The 16,557-nt window shown below is 66.3% G+C and carries 15 protein-coding genes; all 15 read right to left on the reverse strand.

Going from position 1 to position 16,557, the window contains the following annotated elements:
- Nucleotides 1-95: 95 nt before the first annotated feature.
- Nucleotides 96-764 (reverse strand): sulfate/molybdate ABC transporter ATP-binding protein, encoded by a 669-nt coding sequence (locus tag AC5P7R_RS04635; RefSeq protein ID WP_478435856.1) that lies wholly within the window; start codon nucleotides 762-764, stop codon nucleotides 96-98.
- A complete protein-coding gene (gene modB / locus AC5P7R_RS04640) occupies nucleotides 754-1,437 on the reverse strand; it encodes a molybdate ABC transporter permease subunit (protein ID WP_495213774.1) in 684 nt (227 codons plus the stop codon). The genes AC5P7R_RS04635 and modB overlap by 11 nt, the downstream gene beginning before the upstream one ends.
- Nucleotides 1,438-1,440: 3 nt before the next feature.
- Complete coding sequence (gene modA / locus AC5P7R_RS04645) at nucleotides 1,441-2,184, reverse strand: molybdate ABC transporter substrate-binding protein (RefSeq protein WP_134735851.1); 744 nt, start codon at nucleotides 2,182-2,184, stop codon at nucleotides 1,441-1,443.
- A gap of 19 nt (nucleotides 2,185-2,203) precedes the next feature.
- Nucleotides 2,204-2,980 (reverse strand): helix-turn-helix domain-containing protein, encoded by a 777-nt coding sequence (locus AC5P7R_RS04650; RefSeq protein WP_010485317.1) that lies wholly within the window; start codon nucleotides 2,978-2,980, stop codon nucleotides 2,204-2,206.
- 11 nt (nucleotides 2,981-2,991) lie between these two features.
- Entirely contained in the window at nucleotides 2,992-4,206 is a 1,215-nt protein-coding gene (locus tag AC5P7R_RS04655; RefSeq protein WP_495213775.1) for an oxygen-independent coproporphyrinogen III oxidase, read from the reverse strand.
- 218 nt (nucleotides 4,207-4,424) lie between these two features.
- Nucleotides 4,425-5,756 carry an MFS transporter gene (locus tag AC5P7R_RS04660; RefSeq protein ID WP_012480466.1) on the reverse strand — a complete coding sequence of 444 codons (1,332 nt, stop codon included), beginning with the start codon at nucleotides 5,754-5,756 and terminating at the stop codon, nucleotides 4,425-4,427.
- A 23-nt stretch (nucleotides 5,757-5,779) separates the two neighbouring features.
- Nucleotides 5,780-6,679 (reverse strand): peptidylprolyl isomerase, encoded by a 900-nt coding sequence (locus AC5P7R_RS04665; RefSeq protein WP_134729014.1) that lies wholly within the window; start codon nucleotides 6,677-6,679, stop codon nucleotides 5,780-5,782.
- A 3-nt stretch (nucleotides 6,680-6,682) separates the two neighbouring features.
- Complete coding sequence (narI, locus tag AC5P7R_RS04670) at nucleotides 6,683-7,390, reverse strand: respiratory nitrate reductase subunit gamma (protein ID WP_495213776.1); 708 nt, start codon at nucleotides 7,388-7,390, stop codon at nucleotides 6,683-6,685.
- The gene (gene narJ / locus AC5P7R_RS04675) at nucleotides 7,387-8,067 is read right to left on the reverse strand and encodes a nitrate reductase molybdenum cofactor assembly chaperone (RefSeq protein WP_049439032.1); all 681 of its coding nucleotides are present in this window, start codon (nucleotides 8,065-8,067) and stop codon (nucleotides 7,387-7,389) included. Before narJ ends, narI begins: the two co-directional genes overlap by 4 nt.
- Nucleotides 8,067-9,611 carry a nitrate reductase subunit beta gene (gene narH / locus AC5P7R_RS04680; RefSeq protein ID WP_049439033.1) on the reverse strand — a complete coding sequence of 515 codons (1,545 nt, stop codon included), beginning with the start codon at nucleotides 9,609-9,611 and terminating at the stop codon, nucleotides 8,067-8,069. Before narH ends, narJ begins: the two co-directional genes overlap by 1 nt.
- Entirely contained in the window at nucleotides 9,611-13,405 is a 3,795-nt protein-coding gene (locus AC5P7R_RS04685; RefSeq protein ID WP_134729012.1) for a nitrate reductase subunit alpha, read from the reverse strand. The genes narH and AC5P7R_RS04685 overlap by 1 nt, the downstream gene beginning before the upstream one ends.
- Nucleotides 13,406-13,477: 72 nt before the next feature.
- Complete coding sequence (locus AC5P7R_RS04690) at nucleotides 13,478-14,896, reverse strand: NarK family nitrate/nitrite MFS transporter (RefSeq protein WP_111096227.1); 1,419 nt, start codon at nucleotides 14,894-14,896, stop codon at nucleotides 13,478-13,480.
- Between the two features lie 145 nt (nucleotides 14,897-15,041).
- Complete coding sequence (locus AC5P7R_RS04695; RefSeq protein WP_099495776.1) at nucleotides 15,042-15,407, reverse strand: DUF7009 family protein; 366 nt, start codon at nucleotides 15,405-15,407, stop codon at nucleotides 15,042-15,044.
- Entirely contained in the window at nucleotides 15,404-15,946 is a 543-nt protein-coding gene (gene mobA / locus AC5P7R_RS04700) for a molybdenum cofactor guanylyltransferase (protein ID WP_111096226.1), read from the reverse strand. The genes AC5P7R_RS04695 and mobA overlap by 4 nt, the downstream gene beginning before the upstream one ends.
- Nucleotides 15,947-16,054: 108 nt before the next feature.
- A complete protein-coding gene (locus AC5P7R_RS04705) occupies nucleotides 16,055-16,555 on the reverse strand; it encodes a molybdenum cofactor biosynthesis protein MoaE (RefSeq protein ID WP_227853833.1) in 501 nt (166 codons plus the stop codon).
- Nucleotides 16,556-16,557: the final 2 nt, after the last annotated feature.

Raw genomic sequence — 16,557 nt, forward strand, 5'->3', positions numbered from 1 at the left:
GCCGCTGGCCGGCTGCTCCGGATGCCACGGTTGCCGGCCAGCGGCCGGCACTACCATCAGATGTGACCAACCATCGCCGGTGCGTCCATCACGGGTCAATTGCCTACAATGCGGCCGTCCACCACGCGCGCCACCTGCTGGCCGAACATGGCCACATCCTGCGGGTCATGGCTGATCAACAGCAACGGGATGCCGGTCCGGTCCAGCACCGTTTCCAGCTCCTGACGCAGGTGCTGGCGCAGGTCATGGTCCAGTGCGGAGAACGGCTCATCCAGCAGCAGCGACTGCGGCTGCGTCACCAGCGCCCGCGCCAATGCAGTGCGCTGGCGCTGGCCACCGGAGACCTGCGAGGGCAGCAGATCGCCCACCGTGTCGATGCGGAAGGCGTGCAACCACTGCTCCACGGCATCGAAACGCTGGCCGAGCCCCGGATTCAACCAGCCCTTCTGCAGCCCGAACGCCACGTTCTGGCGCACGCTCAGGTGCGGGAACAACGCGTAATCCTGGAACACATAGCCCAACCGGCGGCGCTGCGGCGGCAGATCCACGCCGGTGGCCGCATCGAACAGGGTCTGCCCCTGCACGCGCACATGACCCTGGCCCGGCCGCAGCAGCCCGGCCACCGCCTTCAAGGTCAGGCTCTTGCCCGCGCCCGAGGGCCCGAACAACACCACTTGGCGCTGCGTGCACTGCAGCGATACATCCAGCACGAAATCCTGGCCGGCCGCCTGCAGGCGACGCTGCACCTGCAGGTCAAGCCACATCGCGCAGCTCCCGGCGACGCCCGCCCACCAGCCGCGCGGCCAGCAACAGGATCACGATGCAGACCACCGAGGTCAGGATCACCAGCGCATTGGCCTTGCCGTCCTGGCCGGCCTGCACCGCCTCGTAGATGGCGATCGACAGCGTCTGCGTGCGGCCCGGAATGCTGCCCGCCACCATCAGCGTGGCGCCGAACTCGCCCATGGCGCGTGCGAATGCCAGCAGCAGCCCGGCAAGAATGCCGCGCCAGGCCAGCGGCAACGTGATGCGGAAGAACACCGCTGCTTCGGACACTCCAAGCGTACGCGCGGCCTGCTCCAGCTGCCCGTCCACTTCCTCGAACGCCGCGCGCGCCGGCTTGAACACCAGCGGCAACGAGGCCACCGCCGCCGCGATCACCGCGGCCTGCCAGGTGAACACCAGGTTGATGCCGAACCACGATTGCAGCCATGCGCCGACTGGGCCGTTGCGACCGATCAGTACCAGCAGGTAGTAGCCCAGCACCGTCGGCGGCAGCACCATCGGCAAGGTCAGCAGCGAATCCAGCGGCTCACGGCCGGGAAATCGCCGCCGCGCCAGCAATGCGCCCAGTGCCACGCCCAGCACCAGATTAATCGCGGTGGCCCAGCCGGCCACCTTCAGCGACAACCCCAATGCGCTCCAGTCCAGATCCATGCCTCAGGGCTTGCCGAACCCGTGCCTGGCCAGGATCGCCTGGCCTTGCGGCGAACGCACGAAGGCAGCGAAGCGCCTGGCCTCCACCGGCTGCGTACTGGCCTTGGTCACCGCCAGCGGATAGGCGATGCGCCCGGACACCGGCACCACGAACGCACGGCGCACCCGGTCGGGCATTGCCTGCGCATCGGTGGCATAGACGAAGCCGGCATCCACTTCACCCCGCGCCACGTAATCCAGCGACTGGCGCACGTTCTGCGTCGTGATGATCCTGCCCTGCACCGACGGCCACAGGCCCGCCGCTTCCAGCGCGCCTTTGCCATAGCGGCCGACCGGCACGCTGTCCGGGTTGCCCAGTGCGATGCGCTGCACACCGGCACCGGCCAGGTCCTTCAAGGTACGCGGCGCCGCCTTGGCCTGCGGCGGCACCACCACCCACAGCGCGTTCACCGCGAACACCTCGCGGGTGCCGGCCGCCAGCAGGTTCTGCTGCTGGGCCTGGTCCATCGTGGTTTCGTCGGCCGAGGCGAACACGTCCACCGGCGCACCGCGGCTGATCTGTTGCAGCAACACGCCGGACGCGGCGAAGTTGAAATCGACCTTGGTTCCCGGGTGTGCCTTCTCATAGGCCGCACCCAGTTCGCGGAAGCTCTCGGTCAGGCTCGAAGCCGCCGACACCGTCAGGTCGGCCGCCCAGGCCGGCACCATGGCCAGCAGTCCCAGCACCAACAGTCCAGCTCGCTTCATCGTCGGCTCCCGGCCAGGTTCAGTTCGGATCGGATTCGTCGGCCACCGCCAGCGCTGCCAGGCGCTCGGGCTGCAGCAACAGGATCTCGCGCTGCTTCACCGCGATGATCCCATCATCGCTCAGGCGGCGCAGCACGCGGCTGGCGGTTTCCGGCGCCATCCGCAGGTAATTGGCGATCTCGGTACGCGCCATCGTCAGGTTGAAGCGCGTGGCGGAAAAGCCGCGCCGCGCGTAGCGCTCGGACATGTCCAGCAGGAACGCGGCCATGCGTTCTTCGGTACGGTGGTTGGCGGCCAGGGTCGCGACCTTGCCGATCTCCGCGCTGAGCAGGCTGAACAGCTTGGCCTGCAGCCCCGGCATGCGGGTGGCCAACAGGCTGAGCTTGGGGAACGAGATGCGGCACAGGTGCACGGTGTCCAGCGCCACCGCATTGCAGGGAAAGCGTGAACCGTGGATCGCGTTGAGGCCGATCACTTCACCCGGCAGGCTGAAGCCCAGCACCTGCTCGTTGCCCTGGCTGTCATCGACGAAGGTCTTGACCATGCCCGCGCGCACCGCAGCAATCGAATCGAACGATTCGCCGGCGCGGAAAATGTAGTCACCCGCATGGAACGGACCGACATGGTCGACCAGCACGTGCAGATCGCCCAGTGCGGTCTTGTCGTAACCCTGCGACATGCATGCGTCGGAGAACGCACAGGTGCTGCAGAAGTGCAGTGCGTCGCCATCATCGGCGGCGGCGGGGTTGGGTGTGGCCCGGCCGAGACGGCCCTGCGAAGGCGGGATTGAAGACATCGGGGCAAGACTCAAGCGATGGCGGCCGCCGGCCGGAAGCATGCGGCCATCATACGCCACAGCAGGCGCCCTTCTTCGGCCAGGCGCAGCACGCGCGCATCCCACTGCGCCCAGCCGCGTGCCAGCAACGGCGACAACGCGGGCAGCTGTTCGGCGAAACATTCCTCGAACGGTTCATCGTTGCGCCACTCGAAGGCAGCCGCATCGAGGGCGTGGTCACAGGCGATGCTCTGCGCCACTTCGGCCACCAACCGCTCGTCCTCGGACAGGATCAGCCCGGCGGAGACTCCCATGTGACCCGCCTGCAGCCGCGCACGCCATTCGCCCAGTTCGTCCTCCAGCCGGTAGAACACCTCGCCGATCTGGCTGCAGGCGGACAGCCCAAGGCCGATGAAATCGCTGCGGTCGCGGCGTGGCACACCGGCAAGATCGCAATGGCGCTGGCCATCGCCCGGACCGTGCGGGTTCGGCAGATCGCCGCGCTGATAGTGATCGCCACCAATCGGTTCGTAACCCGCAGCGCGCAGCAGGCGCCAGGCCTGCAGCCAATGGACGGCCGAGGGGTGTTCCGGCAGCGCACACGGCGCCGGCAGCAGGATGCGCTCCGGCGCCTCGGCCAGCACCTCGTGCAGCCGTTCAATGAAGCCGGCGTCCTCGCTGCCGGGTACCCGCAACTGGTAGTAGCGCGCGGTGAAGCCCACCTGTCGCGCCTGTGCCAGCAGGGTCGGCCCCGGTGCATCGGCACGATCGATCACGTTCAAGCGGGTGCAGCCCACCGCACGCAGCTGCGCCGGCGCCAGCGCGCTGCCTGCGTCCAGCCGCACCTCCACCTGGGGCCGCGCCACGGTGCGCAGGTGCTGCGGCACCGCATCCAGCAGCTGGCCCAGCTGCGGCGGCGGCAACGTCTCGGCCAGCCCCAGCTGCAGCACCATCGCCACCACTTCACGGTCCTCGGCCAGCGCGTCGGCCTGCAGCCGCAGCGCCAGCAGCAAGGTATCCAGATACGCCTGCGGTGGCGCATCGCGTCCGCCACGGCCGGCCTGGAAGCCGAGCGTCAAGCCACGCGGAATCAGGTGCTCGTTGCTGGCGCGCACGGCGGCGCGCCACCCGCTTTCGCCAAAGCCGGTGCTGAACTGGTCAGTCGGCGGAAACAGCACGTGCCGGGGCTGCCGCAGCAATGCCGCCTGCAGCGCAGTGTCCTCGCTCTCGTCAACGTGGAAGCTCATGGCAGACATCTTCGGGCGTTCCTCTTCGCGTGGCCCTGATTGAAATCAAGCGCGGAGCATCTGATGGTTCCTGCCGGCCAGCGGCCGGCACTACCCCTGCACCCACCACTCGGTAGTGCCGGCCGCTGGCCGGCAGCACCCCTCACCCGCCGCGCACCCGATCAACGGACGCACGGCGCACCGTCCTGGTAGTGCCGGCCGCTGGCCGGCAAACACCTTCACCCGCCGCGCACCCGCTCGGCGGCGGCCGCATCGATGGCTTCGGGCAGATCGGTTTCGCGATCGATCTGCGGGAAGTGGCGGCGTTCCATGCGACGGATCGCAAAGTGCATCCACGCCAGTGCAGCCGCCACCAGCACGAACAGCAGCATGAAGCAGCTGCTCCAGATGCCCACCGCGTCATTCAGCGCGCCAAACACGATCGGCAGGATGAAGCCACCCAGGCCACCGATCATGCCGACGACGCCGCCCACCGCACCCACGTGCTTGGGGTAGTACACCGGAATATGCTTGTAGACCGCGGCCTTGCCCAACGACATGAAGAAGCCCAGCACGAACACCAGCACGGTGAACATCACCACCCCGATGGCCAGATGGAAGTGGATCGGGCCATGGATGCCCTTCACCACATACTCGGTATCCGGGTAGGCCAGCAGGAAGGTGCAGATGGCCGACACGCCAAAGGTCCAGTACATCACCCGGCGCGCGCCCATCCGGTCCGACATCCAGCCACCGACCACGCGGAACAGGCTGGCCGGGATCGAATAGCACGCCGCCAGCATGCCGGCGTGGCCCACGTCCATGCCATAGGCGCCCACCAGGTAGTGCGGCAGCCACAGCGCCAGCGCCACGAAGCCACCAAACACGAAGAAGTAATACAGCGAGAACCGCCACACCTGCAGGTTCTTCAGTGGCGCCATCTGCTCGGCGAACGGCACCGGCTTCACGCCTTCGCGACGGCGCTGCTCCAGCGACGGGTCTTCCTTGCTGAAGAGGAAGAACAGCACCGCCGTGACGGCCAGCGCAACGGCCCAGACCTTGGCGACCATGGTCCAGCCGGCCGCCACCATCACCAGCGGCGCCAGCAGCTTGGTCACCGCCGAGCCGATGTTGCCGGCACCGAAGATGCCCAGCGCGGTGCCCTGCTTGCTGGCCGGGAACCACTTGGAGACGTAGGCCACGCCCACCGAGAAGTTGCCGCCGGCGATGCCCACGCACAACGCGGCAATCAGGAACTGGGTGTAGGTCTGCGCATAGGTCAGCATCCAGGTGGCCACTGCGCCACACAGCATCACCAGCACCATCACCTTGCGGCCACCGAATTGATCGGACCAGATGCCGAGGAAGACCCGGCTGACCGAGCCGGTCAGCACCGGGGTGGCGATCAACAGGCCGAACTGGGTGTCATTCAAGCCGAGCTGTTGACTGATCTGGATGCCGATGATCGAAAAGATCATCCACACCGCAAAGCACACGGTGAAGGCGAACGTGCTCAGCCACAGCGCACGTTGCTGCTGCCCGGCACTGGCGGGGGCAAGAGCCTGGTTCATGAATTCTCCTCGTTCAAGGGGGTTCAGCCGTTATCCGCTTCGGCTTCGATCTCATCCAGCCCGCGCACCGGGTAGCGTTCCTGCAGCTGCAGCAGGTAGGCCTGCACTTCACGCTGGCGCACCTGCAGCTCCAGGTAGTCACGCAGCTGCGGCAGCACCGCCTCGAACGGCTGCGGCTGGCCTTCCTCGCGGGCATCGACGCAGACCACGTGGTAGCCCCAGCGTGATTCCACCGGGAAACCGGCCAGGCCCTCGCGCAGGCGGAACACCTGGCGGTCGAACTCCGGCGTGGTCTGCCCGCGCTGCAGCCAGCCCAGGTCGCCGCCTTCGCTGCTGGATGGGCAACGCGAATGGCGCAAGGCGAGATCGGCGAACAGGTGCGGCGACTCCTTCAGCAGCCCGACCAGCCGCTCGCCCTCGGTACGTGCGGCGAAGCGCCCGGCCACGTCGTCGGCCGGCGCTGCCAGCAGGATATGGCGCAGGCGCACGCGGTCGGGCGAGCGGAAGCGCTCCGGGTTCTGCTCGAAGTAGCGCCGGCAGTCCTCATCGGTCGGCACGCGGTCTTCGATCGCATCTTCCAGCAGTTGCTGGATCAGCACTTCCTCGTCGCTTACCCGGTTGCCCTCCGGCGCCTGCAGCCCAAGCCGCTGCGCTTCCAGGCGCAGCAGCTCACGCACCACCAGTGCACGTGCCGCTTCAGCACGAGACTGCTCCGGGCGCATCGCCCGGTGGTGCTGCATCTCGCGGGCGATGTCAGCCTCGCTGATCGCGGTCTCGTCCACGAACAGCCGGCACGGTGCCGGCTGCCCGAGCGCGCGCGGCCCCTGTGCCGCCGCGTCATGGTGGTGCGAATGCGCCTCGGCGGGAACCGGTGCGGCGGAGTCGATCACGGTGATCGGCAGGAATTTCGGCAGGCTGCCCATGGCTTACTCCCGCGGACCGTAGCGCAGCGTGGCCTGGCGGCGGCGCACCACCTGGTAGGGCCGCCACAGGTAACTGATCGGAATGCTCCACACGTGCACCAGGCGGGTGAACGGCGCGATCAGGAACAGGGTCAGGCCCAGGAAGATATGCATCTTGTAGACCCAGCTGACGCCCTCGATGTAATCAGCGGCACCGGCACGGAAGGTCACGATGTGCTGCGCCCACTCGGCCAGCTGCACCATCACCCCTCCGTCCAGGTGGCCGGACGAGATGCGGATGCTGTACAGGCCCAGGCACAGCTGGGCGAACAGCAACACCAGCACCAGGGTGTCACCGAAGCTGCCGGTAGCCCGAACACGCGCATTGAACAGGCGGCGTACCAGCAGGATGCTGATGCCGATGAAGCACAGTGCGCCGAACACACCACCGACCACCATCGCCAGCATCTGCTTCTGCGACGAGGTGATGAAGTGCTCGTACACCGCGTGCGGGGTCAGCAGGCCGACCAGGTGGCCACCAAGGATGGCCAGGATGCCGATGTGGAAGCAGTTGCTGCCGATCCGCATGCCCTTGTCCGACAACATCTGGCTGGAGCCGGTGCGCCAGGTGTACATGGCCTTGTCATAGCGGGCCCAGCTGCCGATCAGCAGCATCGCCACGGCGATGTACGGGTAGTACTGGAAGGCGAATTGATGCAGGGAATAACTCATGGCTGGACCTCTCGATGCGAAGGACGGGCCGGCGAACGCACGGGCGGCTTGCAGTCTTCGGCGGGGGCTTCGGCACCAAAGCGCACCGCCTCCTCCTCCCACAAGCGGTCCATGGCCTCGGCGGTATCGTCGCGGACTTCCTCGCTGGCACGCTGGCGCAGCGCCTGCAGATCGGCCTTGCCGTCACCGGCTTCGACCAGGATCTCGAAAAGCACCCGGTGCGGCAGCTCACGCTCGGCAGCACGTGCCGCCAGCATCCCGGCGATATGGCCGATGTGGTGCAGCCACTCGCGGGCCTCGCTGCCGGGGCGATGGGCCAGGAACTCCAGCAGCAGCGGCAGGTAATCCGGCAGCTCGCGTGCATCCAGTTCGAACCCGTTGCGGCGGTAGGTTTCGACCAGATCGACCATGGCCTGGCCACGGTCGCGCGACTCGCCATGGATGTGCTCGAACAGCAGCAGGCTCATCGAGCGGCCGCGGTCGAAACTGGCCAGCCACGCCGCCTGCGCATCCAGCGCATCGGTGGCCAGCAGCTGCTGCACGAAGCTGCGCAACTGCTGGCGGCGGGCGGCGTTCAGCGCCGGGTCGTCACAGGCGGCGAGCAGTTCCTCGCCGTGCTCCCACAGTTCTTCGCGGGGGTAGTCCAGCAGCACCCCGACCAGCTTGAGCACGCTCATCACACCACCTCCTTGCGGCGGTGGTTCGGCCCCTTGTCCACCACGAAGGTGGTGCTCTTGCGCTGGCCGAACAGGTCGGCCGGGCTGTCACCATTGCAGCCGTTGCCGAAGGTGAAGCCGCAGCCGCCGCGCTCGCCGAAGGCGTCGTTGGCGTACTCGCGGTGGCCGGTCGGAATCACGAAACGGTCCTCGTAGTTGGCGATGGCCAGGTAGCGGTACATCTCTTCCACCTGGGCGATGCTCAGCCCGGTCTGCTCCAGCACCGCGGTGTCTTCCACGCCGTCCACGTTCTTGGCCCGGCGCCAGGCACGCATCGCCATCAGCCGCTCCAGCGCGCGTACCACCGGTGCCTCGTCACCGGCCGTCAGCAGGTTGGCGAGGTAGCGCATCGGAATGCGCAGCGACGCCACGTCCGGCAGCTCGCCGCTCATGCCCACGCGGCCACGCTCGGCGGCGGACTGGATCGGCGACAGCGGCGGTACGTACCAGACCATCGGAAGCGTGCGGTATTCCGGGTGCAACGGCAGCGCCAGCTTCCAGTCGATCGCCAGCTTGTACACCGGCGACTGCTTGGCCGACTCCAGCCAGCTGTCCGGGATGCCCTCCTTGCGCGCGGCGGCGATCACCGCCGGATCGTTCGGGTCCAGGAAGATGTCCAGGTGGGCCTGGTACAGATCCTTCTCGGCGGCCACCGAAGCGGCCTCGGCGATGCGGTCGGCGTCGTACAGCATCACGCCCAGGTAGCGGATGCGGCCCACGCAGGTTTCCGAGCACACGGTCGGCTCACCCATCTCGATGCGCGGGTAGCAGAAGATGCACTTCTCCGACTTGCCGCTCTTCCAGTTGTAGTAGATCTTCTTGTACGGGCAGGCCGACACGCACATGCGCCAGCCGCGGCACTTGTCCTGGTCGATCAGCACGATGCCGTCTTCCTCGCGCTTGTAGATCGCGCCCGAGGGGCACGCCGACACGCACGCCGGGTTCAGGCAGTGCTCGCACAGGCGCGGCAGGTACATCATGAAGGTCTTCTCGAAGGCGCCGTAGATCTCCTTCTGCACCTGGTCAAAGTTGTAGTCGCGCGAGCGCTTGCTGAACTCCGAACCGAGGATCTCCTCCCAGTTCGGGCCCCACTCGATCTTCTGCATGCGCTCGCCACTGATCAGCGAACGCGGGCGCGCGGTTGGCTGGTGCTGGCTGTCCTTGGCGGTATGCAGGTTCTGGTAATCGAAATCGAACGGCTCGTAGTAGTCGTCGATCTGCGGCAGGTCCGGGTTGGCGAAGATCTTGGCCAGCATGCGCCAGCGGCCACCCGCGCGTGGCACCAGCTTGCCGGCGCGGGTGCGCACCCAGCCGCCGTTCCACTTGTCCTGGTTCTCCCATTCCTTCGGGTAACCGATGCCGGGCTTGGTTTCCACGTTGTTGAACCAGGCGTACTCGACGCCCTCGCGCGAGGTCCAGACGTTCTTGCAGGTGATCGAGCAGGTATGGCAGCCGATGCACTTGTCCAGGTTCAGCACCATCGCGATCTGTGCACGGACCTTCATCACACCACCTCCTTCGCAGCCGCAGGAACAGCCTCACCCGTCGCTCCTGCGCGTCCTGCGCCCGCGACACTCGAACTTCCTTGTTCATCGTCAAGCCAGTCGATCTTGTCCATCTTGCGCACGATCACGAACTCATCGCGGTTGGTTCCGCAGGTGCCGTAGTAGTTGAAGCCATAGGCCAGCTGCGCGTAGCCACCGATCATGTGGGTCGGCTTGAGCACGATGCGGGTCACCGAGTTGTGGATGCCGCCACGGGTGCCGGAAATCTCCGAGCCCGGCACGTTGATGATGCGTTCCTGGGCGTGGTACATCATCGCCATGCCCGGCATCACGCGCTGGCTGACCACCGCACGGGCGGCAATCGCGCCGTTGACGTTGAACAGCTCGATCCAGTCGTTATCGACGATGCCGGCACTGCGCGCGTCATCCTCGCTGATCCACACGATGGGACCACCGCGCGACAGCGTCTGCATGATCAGGTTGTCGCTGTAGGTGCTGTGGATGCCCCACTTCTGGTGCGGGGTGATCCAGTTCAGCACGATCTCCTTGTTGCCGTTCGGGCGCTGGTTCAGCAGCGGCTCCACCGTGCGCGTGTTGACTGGCGGCCGGTAGCTCATGAAGGCCTCGCCGAAGTCGATCATCCACTCGTGGTCCTGGTAGAACTGCTGGCGACCGGTCACCGTGCGCCACGGAATTAGCTCGTGCACGTTGGTATAGCCGGCGTTGTAGCTGACGTTGTCGTCTTCCAGGCCCGACCAGATCGGCGAAGAGATGATCTTGCGCGGCTGCGCCTGGATGTCACGGAAACGGATTGCTTCGTGTTCCTTGCCCACCGCCAGATGCGTATGCTCGCGACCGGTGAAGGTGCCCAGCGATTCCCAGGCCTTCACCGCCACGTGGCCGTTGGTTTCCGGCGCCAGGTGCAGGATCACTTCGGCCGCGTCGATTGCGGTCGAGATGGCCGGGCGGCCCTGGCTTACGCCTTCTTCGTGCACGGTGTGGTTCAACTTGCCGAGGAACTCGACCTCGTGCTTCGTGTCCCAGCTCATGCCCTTGCCACCGTTGCCCTGCTTGTCCAGCAGTGGGCCGAGCGAGGTGAACTTGCGGTACAGGTTCGGGTAGTCACGCTCCACCACCGTCATCGACGGCATGGTCTGGCCCGGGATGGCCTCGCACTCACCCTTCTTCCAGTCGGCCACGCCGAACGGCATGCCCAGCTCGTTGGGGGTGTCGTGCAGGGTCGGCACCAGCACCAGGTCCTTCTCCACACCCAGCACGCCCGGCGCCATCTCGCTCACGGTGCGGGCCACCTCCTTGAAGATGTCCCAGTCGCTGCGCGATTCCCAGGCAGGATCCACCGCCTTCGACAGCGGGTGGATGAAGGGGTGCATGTCCGAGGTGTTGAGGTCGTCCTTCTCGTACCAGGTCGCGGTCGGCAGCACGATGTCCGAGTACAGCGCGGTGGTGCACATGCGGAAGTCGAGCGTGACCAGCAGGTCCAGCTTGCCTTCCGGCGCCTCGTCGCGCCACTTCACCTCCTGCGGCTTCACTGCGCCCATTTCGCCCAGGTCCTTGCCCTGCAGCCCGTGGCGCGTACCCAGCAGGTGCCGCAGCATGTACTCATGGCCCTTGCCCGAGGAACCGAGCAGGTTCGAGCGCCAGATGAACATCATGCGCGGGTGGTTCTGGCTGGCGTCCGGGTCGGCGAAGGCGAAGTCCAGCGAGCCATCCTTGAACTTGCCCAGCGCGTAGTCCGCCGGGGCCACGCCGGCCGCTTCGGCCTCGCGTACCAGCTGCAGCGGGTTACGGTCCAGCTGCGGGGTGCTCGGCAGCCAGCCCATGCGCACCGCGCGCAGGTTCAGGTCAGCCAGGCTGCCGCCGTACTTGCTGGCATCGGCCAGCGGTGACAGCAGTTCATCCACCTGCAGCTTCTCGTAACGCCACTGCCCGGTGTTGAAGTAGAAGAACGAGGTGCCGTTCATGTGGCGCGGCGGCTTGCTCCAGTCCAGCCCGAACGCGAGCGGCTGCCAGCCGGTCTGCGGGCGCAGCTTTTCCTGGCCCACGTAATGCGCCCAGCCGCCACCGGTCTGGCCCACGCAACCGCACATGATCAGCATGTTGATCAGGCCGCGGTAGTTCATGTCGTTGTGGAACCAGTGGTTCATGCCCGCGCCGACGATGATCATCGATCGGCCGTGGGTCTTGTCGGCGGTACGCGCGAACTCGCGGGCGATCTCGATCACCTCGGCGCGCGACACGCCGGTGATGCGCTCCTGCCACGCCGGCGTGCCCGGCACCATGTCATCGAAGCTCGATGCCACGTTGCCGCCGCCAAAGCCACGGTCGACGCCATACTGGGCCAGCAGCAGGTCGTAGACCGTGGCCACCAGCGTCTCGCCGCCATCGGCCGTGGCCAGCCGGCGCACCGGAATGTTGCGGTCCAGTACTTCTTCGGCCGGTGCAGCGGTCCAGCCATCGCTTTCAATGCCACCGAAGTACGGGAAGCTCACTGCCTCGATGCCGTCGTTGGCCTCGGACAAGCTCAGGCGCAGGCGCGTATCGGCGCCATTGCTGGCCTTCTCCTCGATGTTCCAACGACCCTTCTCGCCCCAGCGGAAACCGATCGAGCCGTTGGGCACCACGATCTGGCCGCTGTTCTCGTCGTAGGCCAGGGTCTTCCAGTCCGGGTTGTTGGCTTCACCCAGCCCGCCCAGCTCACTGGCACGCAGGAAGCGGCCCGCCACCAGGCGGCCATCGTCGCGACGCTCCAGACGCACCAGCATCGGCATGTCCGAGTACTGGCGGCAGTAGTCCTGGAAATACTGCGAGGGCGAATCAACATGGAACTCGCGCAGGATCACATGGCCGAAGGCAAAGGCCAGCGCCGCGTCGGTGCCCTGCTTGGGGTGCAGCCAGTGGTCGGTCAGCTTGGCCAGCTCGGAATAGTCCGGGCAGATCGCCACCGTCTTGGTGCCGTTGTAGCGCGCCTCGGTGAAGAAATGTGCATCGGGCGTACGCGTCTGCGGCACGTTCGAGCCCCAGGCGATGATGTAGCGACTGTTGTACCAGTCGGCCGATTCGGGCACGTCGGTCTGCTCGCCCCAGATCTGCGGCGAGGCCGGCGGCAGGTCGCAGTACCAGTCGTAGAAGGACAGGCAGGCGCCACCCAGCAGCGACAAATATCGCGCACCGGCGGCGTAGGACACCATCGACATCGCCGGAATCGGCGAGAACCCGACCACGCGGTCCGGACCGTACTGCTTCACCGTATACAGGTTGGAGGCGGCGATGATCTCGTTGGCCTCCTCCCACTGCAGGCGCACGAAGCCGCCCATGCCGCGGCGGGTCTTGTACGAACGCGCCTTCTCCTTGTCCTCCACGATGCTGGCCCAGGCATCGACCGGAGCCTTGCTCTTGCGCGCTTCGCGCCACAGGCGCAGCAGCGTGCCGCGGATCAGCGGGTACTTCAGACGGTTGGCGCTGTACAGGTACCAGGAATAGCTGGCGCCACGCGGGCAGCCACGCGGTTCATGGTTGGGCAGGTCCGGGCGCGTGCGCGGGTAATCGGTCTGCTGGGTTTCCCAGGTGACCAGGCCGTTCTTGACGTAGATCTTCCAGCTGCAGGAGCCGGTGCAGTTCACGCCGTGGGTGGAACGTACGATCTTGTCGTACTGCCAACGGGCGCGGTAACTGTTTTCCCAGTCACGGCCCTCGCTCTTGGCAAATCCATGGCCATCGGCAAAGGTCTGGGGGTCACGCTTGAAGAACTGCAAGCGATCGAGGAAATAACTCATCGGGGATCTCCCTTTGCGGACATCGGCATCGTGGCTGTGTGTGTCATCTGGCTGCGGTGCGTTTTCATGTCGTCAGCAGGGTGTCTCGGCACCGCGCCGGTAGTACCACCACCAGGTCACGGCCAGGCAGGTGACATAGAAAACAACGAATCCGTACAGCGCCATGTCGGGGCTGCCGGTCAACGTAATGGACGAGCCGTAGCTCTTGGGAATGAAGAAGCCGCCGTAGGCGCCGATCGCACCGGAGAAGCCGACCACCGCGGCCGATTCGATGCTGGCCTGGTGCGCGGCCGTGGCCTTGCCCTCGGCGTTGTCGTTGGCCGACCAGCGCTCATGCAGGGTGCGGAAGATCACCGGGATCATGCGGAAGGTGGTGCCGTTGCCGATGCCACTGAGCACGAACAGCGCCATGAAGCTGAGCAGGAAGCCATGGAAGTTGCCGGCCTGGCCATCGCTGGGCAGGAAATGCAGCACGCCGAACACTGCCGCGATCATCAGCGCGAACACCCAGAAGGTCAGGCGTGCGCCGCCCCAGCGGTCGGCCATGCTGCCACCCACCGAGCGCATCAGTGCGCCCAGCAGCGGGCCGATGAAGGCGTAGGCCAGCGGGTTCACGTCCGGGAACTGGCTCTTCACCAGCATCGGGAAGCCGGCCGAGAAACCGATGTAGGAACCGAAGGTGCCGATGTACAACCAGCACATCAACCAGTTGTGCTTGCGGCGGAAGATCACCGCCTGCTCGGAGAACGACGAGCGGGCACTGGTCAGGTCGTTCATGCCGAACCAGGCCGCGATGGCGCACAGCGCGATGGCCGGCACCCAGATGAAGCCGGCGTTCTGCAGGAACAGCGGCGCGCCCCCCTCCACTGCAGGCTGCGGTGCACCACCCAGCGCACCGAACACGCCCACGGTGATGACCAGCGGAATCACCGCCTGCGCCACCGACACGCCCACATTGCCCAGGCCGGCGTTCAGGCCCAGCGCCAGGCCCTGCTTCTGCTTGGGGTAGAAGAAGGAGATGTTGGACATCGACGACGAGAAGTTCGCGCCACCGAAGCCACACAGGATCGCGATGGCCACGAACACCCAGTACGGGGTGGCCGGGTCCTGCACCGCAAAGCCGAGCCAGAGCGTCGGCGCCAGCAGCGAGGCGGTGGACAGCGCGGTCCAGCGGCGGCCGCCGAAGATCGGGATCACGAACGAATAGAAGATGCGCAGGGTCGCGCCGGACAGGCTGGGCAGCGCCACCAGCCAGAACAGCTGGTCGGTGCTGAAGTTGAAACCGATCTTCGGCAGGCTGATCGACACCGCCGAGAACAGCACCCAGACCGAGAAGGCCAGCAGAAGCGAGGGGATCGAGATGACCAGGTTGCGGGTGGCGACCCGCTTGCCGGTGCGCTCCCAATAGCCGGGGTCCTCCGGCGTCCAGTCGCTGATGACGCGACCGGGACTGGCAGTGCTGCGGACAACAGGATCGCTACCGACGGTCATACATGGCTCCAAGGCTGTGGAATGACGTGGGTACTGCGTTTCAAGTTGTGACCCGTCGTCATGCAGCCATTAGGCCGTGCAGCACGGACGACGGGGTTGATCTGGATCAATCAAGGGCCGGTTTCCACCCTGCCCCTGACAAATGTCAAACCGATGAAGCGGTGCTGCGGCGGGTCACCCCGCGCTGGCGCACGCTGTCGCGCACGTCCACATCGAACTGCAGCTGAAGCTGGCTGCCATCTTCCAGGGCAATCTCGAATGGCAGGCCATCGCGGCACGGCAGCCGTCCCGCCAAGGCCTCGACGGCCGGGCGCGGCAGTACCAGGCGACAGAAGTTGCCACCATCGAGCAGCACCGGCTGCTCGCCGCCATGCAGCGACACCGCCATGCCCCAGCCCTCGATACCGCCGAAGCGGGTCATGTTCTCGACCGATTCACCGGCCAGCAGGCGCGCCAGTTCGGCCTCGTCCAGGCGAAGCCGTACCGATTGGTCCTGCAACTGCACTTTCATGACGCAACATCCTCCCATTGTTCGGGGGTATTGCAGTTGACCAGGCAGGCTTCGTCAACGCTTTCCAACGCCAGCACGTGCATCTGCAGGCGACGCTGGAAAGCCTGTACCGAGCGGGGCCCTTCTGGATCATCCAGCATCGCGGCCAGCACGCTACGAGTGGCATTGTCCACATTCAACAGCATGGGAAAGGGATGCCCGTCAAAGATCGTGCATGCGCCCATACCCACCCCAGCCAGCCGTTGCAGCAGCCGTGGTGCCAGCAACGGCGTGTCCACCGCCACCACCCAGGCCTGGCCATCGGGCATTTGCTGCATCACGCTGTGCAACCCACCCAGTGGGCCGCAGCGCGCAATCTGATCGGGGATGCCACCGAAGGCCGGATAGTCACCGCTTACCCATACCCGTTCGGCACCAGCCTGCATCAACAGGCCCCGCATGTGCTCCAGCAGCGTGCGGCCCTGCCACGGCAGCAGTGCCTTGTCGCGGCCCATCCGGGTGGACAGGCCACCGGCCAGCACGATGCCGTTGATGCTCATTGCAGTAGAGCCACGCCATGCGTGGCTGCGCCGGCCGGATGCGCGGGAAAGCCCTCATCCACGCATGGCGTGGATCTACTGAACCCCGCGCTGCCCTGAAGGGTGGGGTCAATGCCCGTGGTCGTGCGCATGATCATGGGCATGTGCGGGTTCGCTGTCCGCGTGACACAGGCTGCAACCCTCGCTCCACTCGCTGTCGCCGTCTTCGTAATGCTCCTGCTTCCAGATCGGGCACTGGTGCTTCACCACCTCGATCAGCTGCCGGCACGCGCGGAACGCCTCGTCCCGGTGCGGACTGCCGGCAGCCACCACCACCGCCACATCGCCGATGCCGAGCCGGCCCTTGGCATGGGCCACATACAGCTTCAGCTTCGGCCCGAACGTGCCTTCGACCTCGGCCGCCAGGCGCTTGAACTCGTTCAATACCAGCGGCTCGAACAGGTCGTAGGTGATCCCGGTCACCGGCCGGCCGATGTTTACATCGCGCACCTTGCCGATGAACACATCGATGCCACCGAAGCCCGGATCGGAGACCGCCGCGATGCCCTCGGCCGGATCGATCGCCGCCTGCGCGCGGTCCACCACCTTGGCAATGATCGTCTCGCTCATCG

The sequence above is a fragment of the Stenotrophomonas sp. YJH_SMC_27 genome (assembly GCF_059369815.1).

Coding starts and splice junctions, on each gene's coding strand:
- AC5P7R_RS04635 (WP_478435856.1), bottom strand. CDS start 764: ATGTGGCTTGACCTGCAGGTGCAGCGTCGCCTGCAGGCGGCCGGCCAG.
- modB (WP_495213774.1), bottom strand. CDS start 1,437: ATGGATCTGGACTGGAGCGCATTGGGGTTGTCGCTGAAGGTGGCCGGC.
- modA (WP_134735851.1), bottom strand. CDS start 2,184: ATGAAGCGAGCTGGACTGTTGGTGCTGGGACTGCTGGCCATGGTGCCG.
- AC5P7R_RS04650 (WP_010485317.1), bottom strand. CDS start 2,980: ATGTCTTCAATCCCGCCTTCGCAGGGCCGTCTCGGCCGGGCCACACCC.
- AC5P7R_RS04655 (WP_495213775.1), bottom strand. CDS start 4,206: ATGAGCTTCCACGTTGACGAGAGCGAGGACACTGCGCTGCAGGCGGCA.
- AC5P7R_RS04660 (WP_012480466.1), bottom strand. CDS start 5,756: ATGAACCAGGCTCTTGCCCCCGCCAGTGCCGGGCAGCAGCAACGTGCG.
- AC5P7R_RS04665 (WP_134729014.1), bottom strand. CDS start 6,679: ATGGGCAGCCTGCCGAAATTCCTGCCGATCACCGTGATCGACTCCGCC.
- narI (WP_495213776.1), bottom strand. CDS start 7,390: ATGAGTTATTCCCTGCATCAATTCGCCTTCCAGTACTACCCGTACATC.
- narJ (WP_049439032.1), bottom strand. CDS start 8,067: ATGAGCGTGCTCAAGCTGGTCGGGGTGCTGCTGGACTACCCCCGCGAA.
- narH (WP_049439033.1), bottom strand. CDS start 9,611: ATGAAGGTCCGTGCACAGATCGCGATGGTGCTGAACCTGGACAAGTGC.
- AC5P7R_RS04685 (WP_134729012.1), bottom strand. CDS start 13,405: ATGAGTTATTTCCTCGATCGCTTGCAGTTCTTCAAGCGTGACCCCCAG.
- AC5P7R_RS04690 (WP_111096227.1), bottom strand. CDS start 14,896: ATGACCGTCGGTAGCGATCCTGTTGTCCGCAGCACTGCCAGTCCCGGT.
- AC5P7R_RS04695 (WP_099495776.1), bottom strand. CDS start 15,407: ATGAAAGTGCAGTTGCAGGACCAATCGGTACGGCTTCGCCTGGACGAG.
- mobA (WP_111096226.1), bottom strand. CDS start 15,946: ATGAGCATCAACGGCATCGTGCTGGCCGGTGGCCTGTCCACCCGGATG.
- AC5P7R_RS04705 (WP_227853833.1), bottom strand. CDS start 16,555: ATGAGCGAGACGATCATTGCCAAGGTGGTGGACCGCGCGCAGGCGGCG.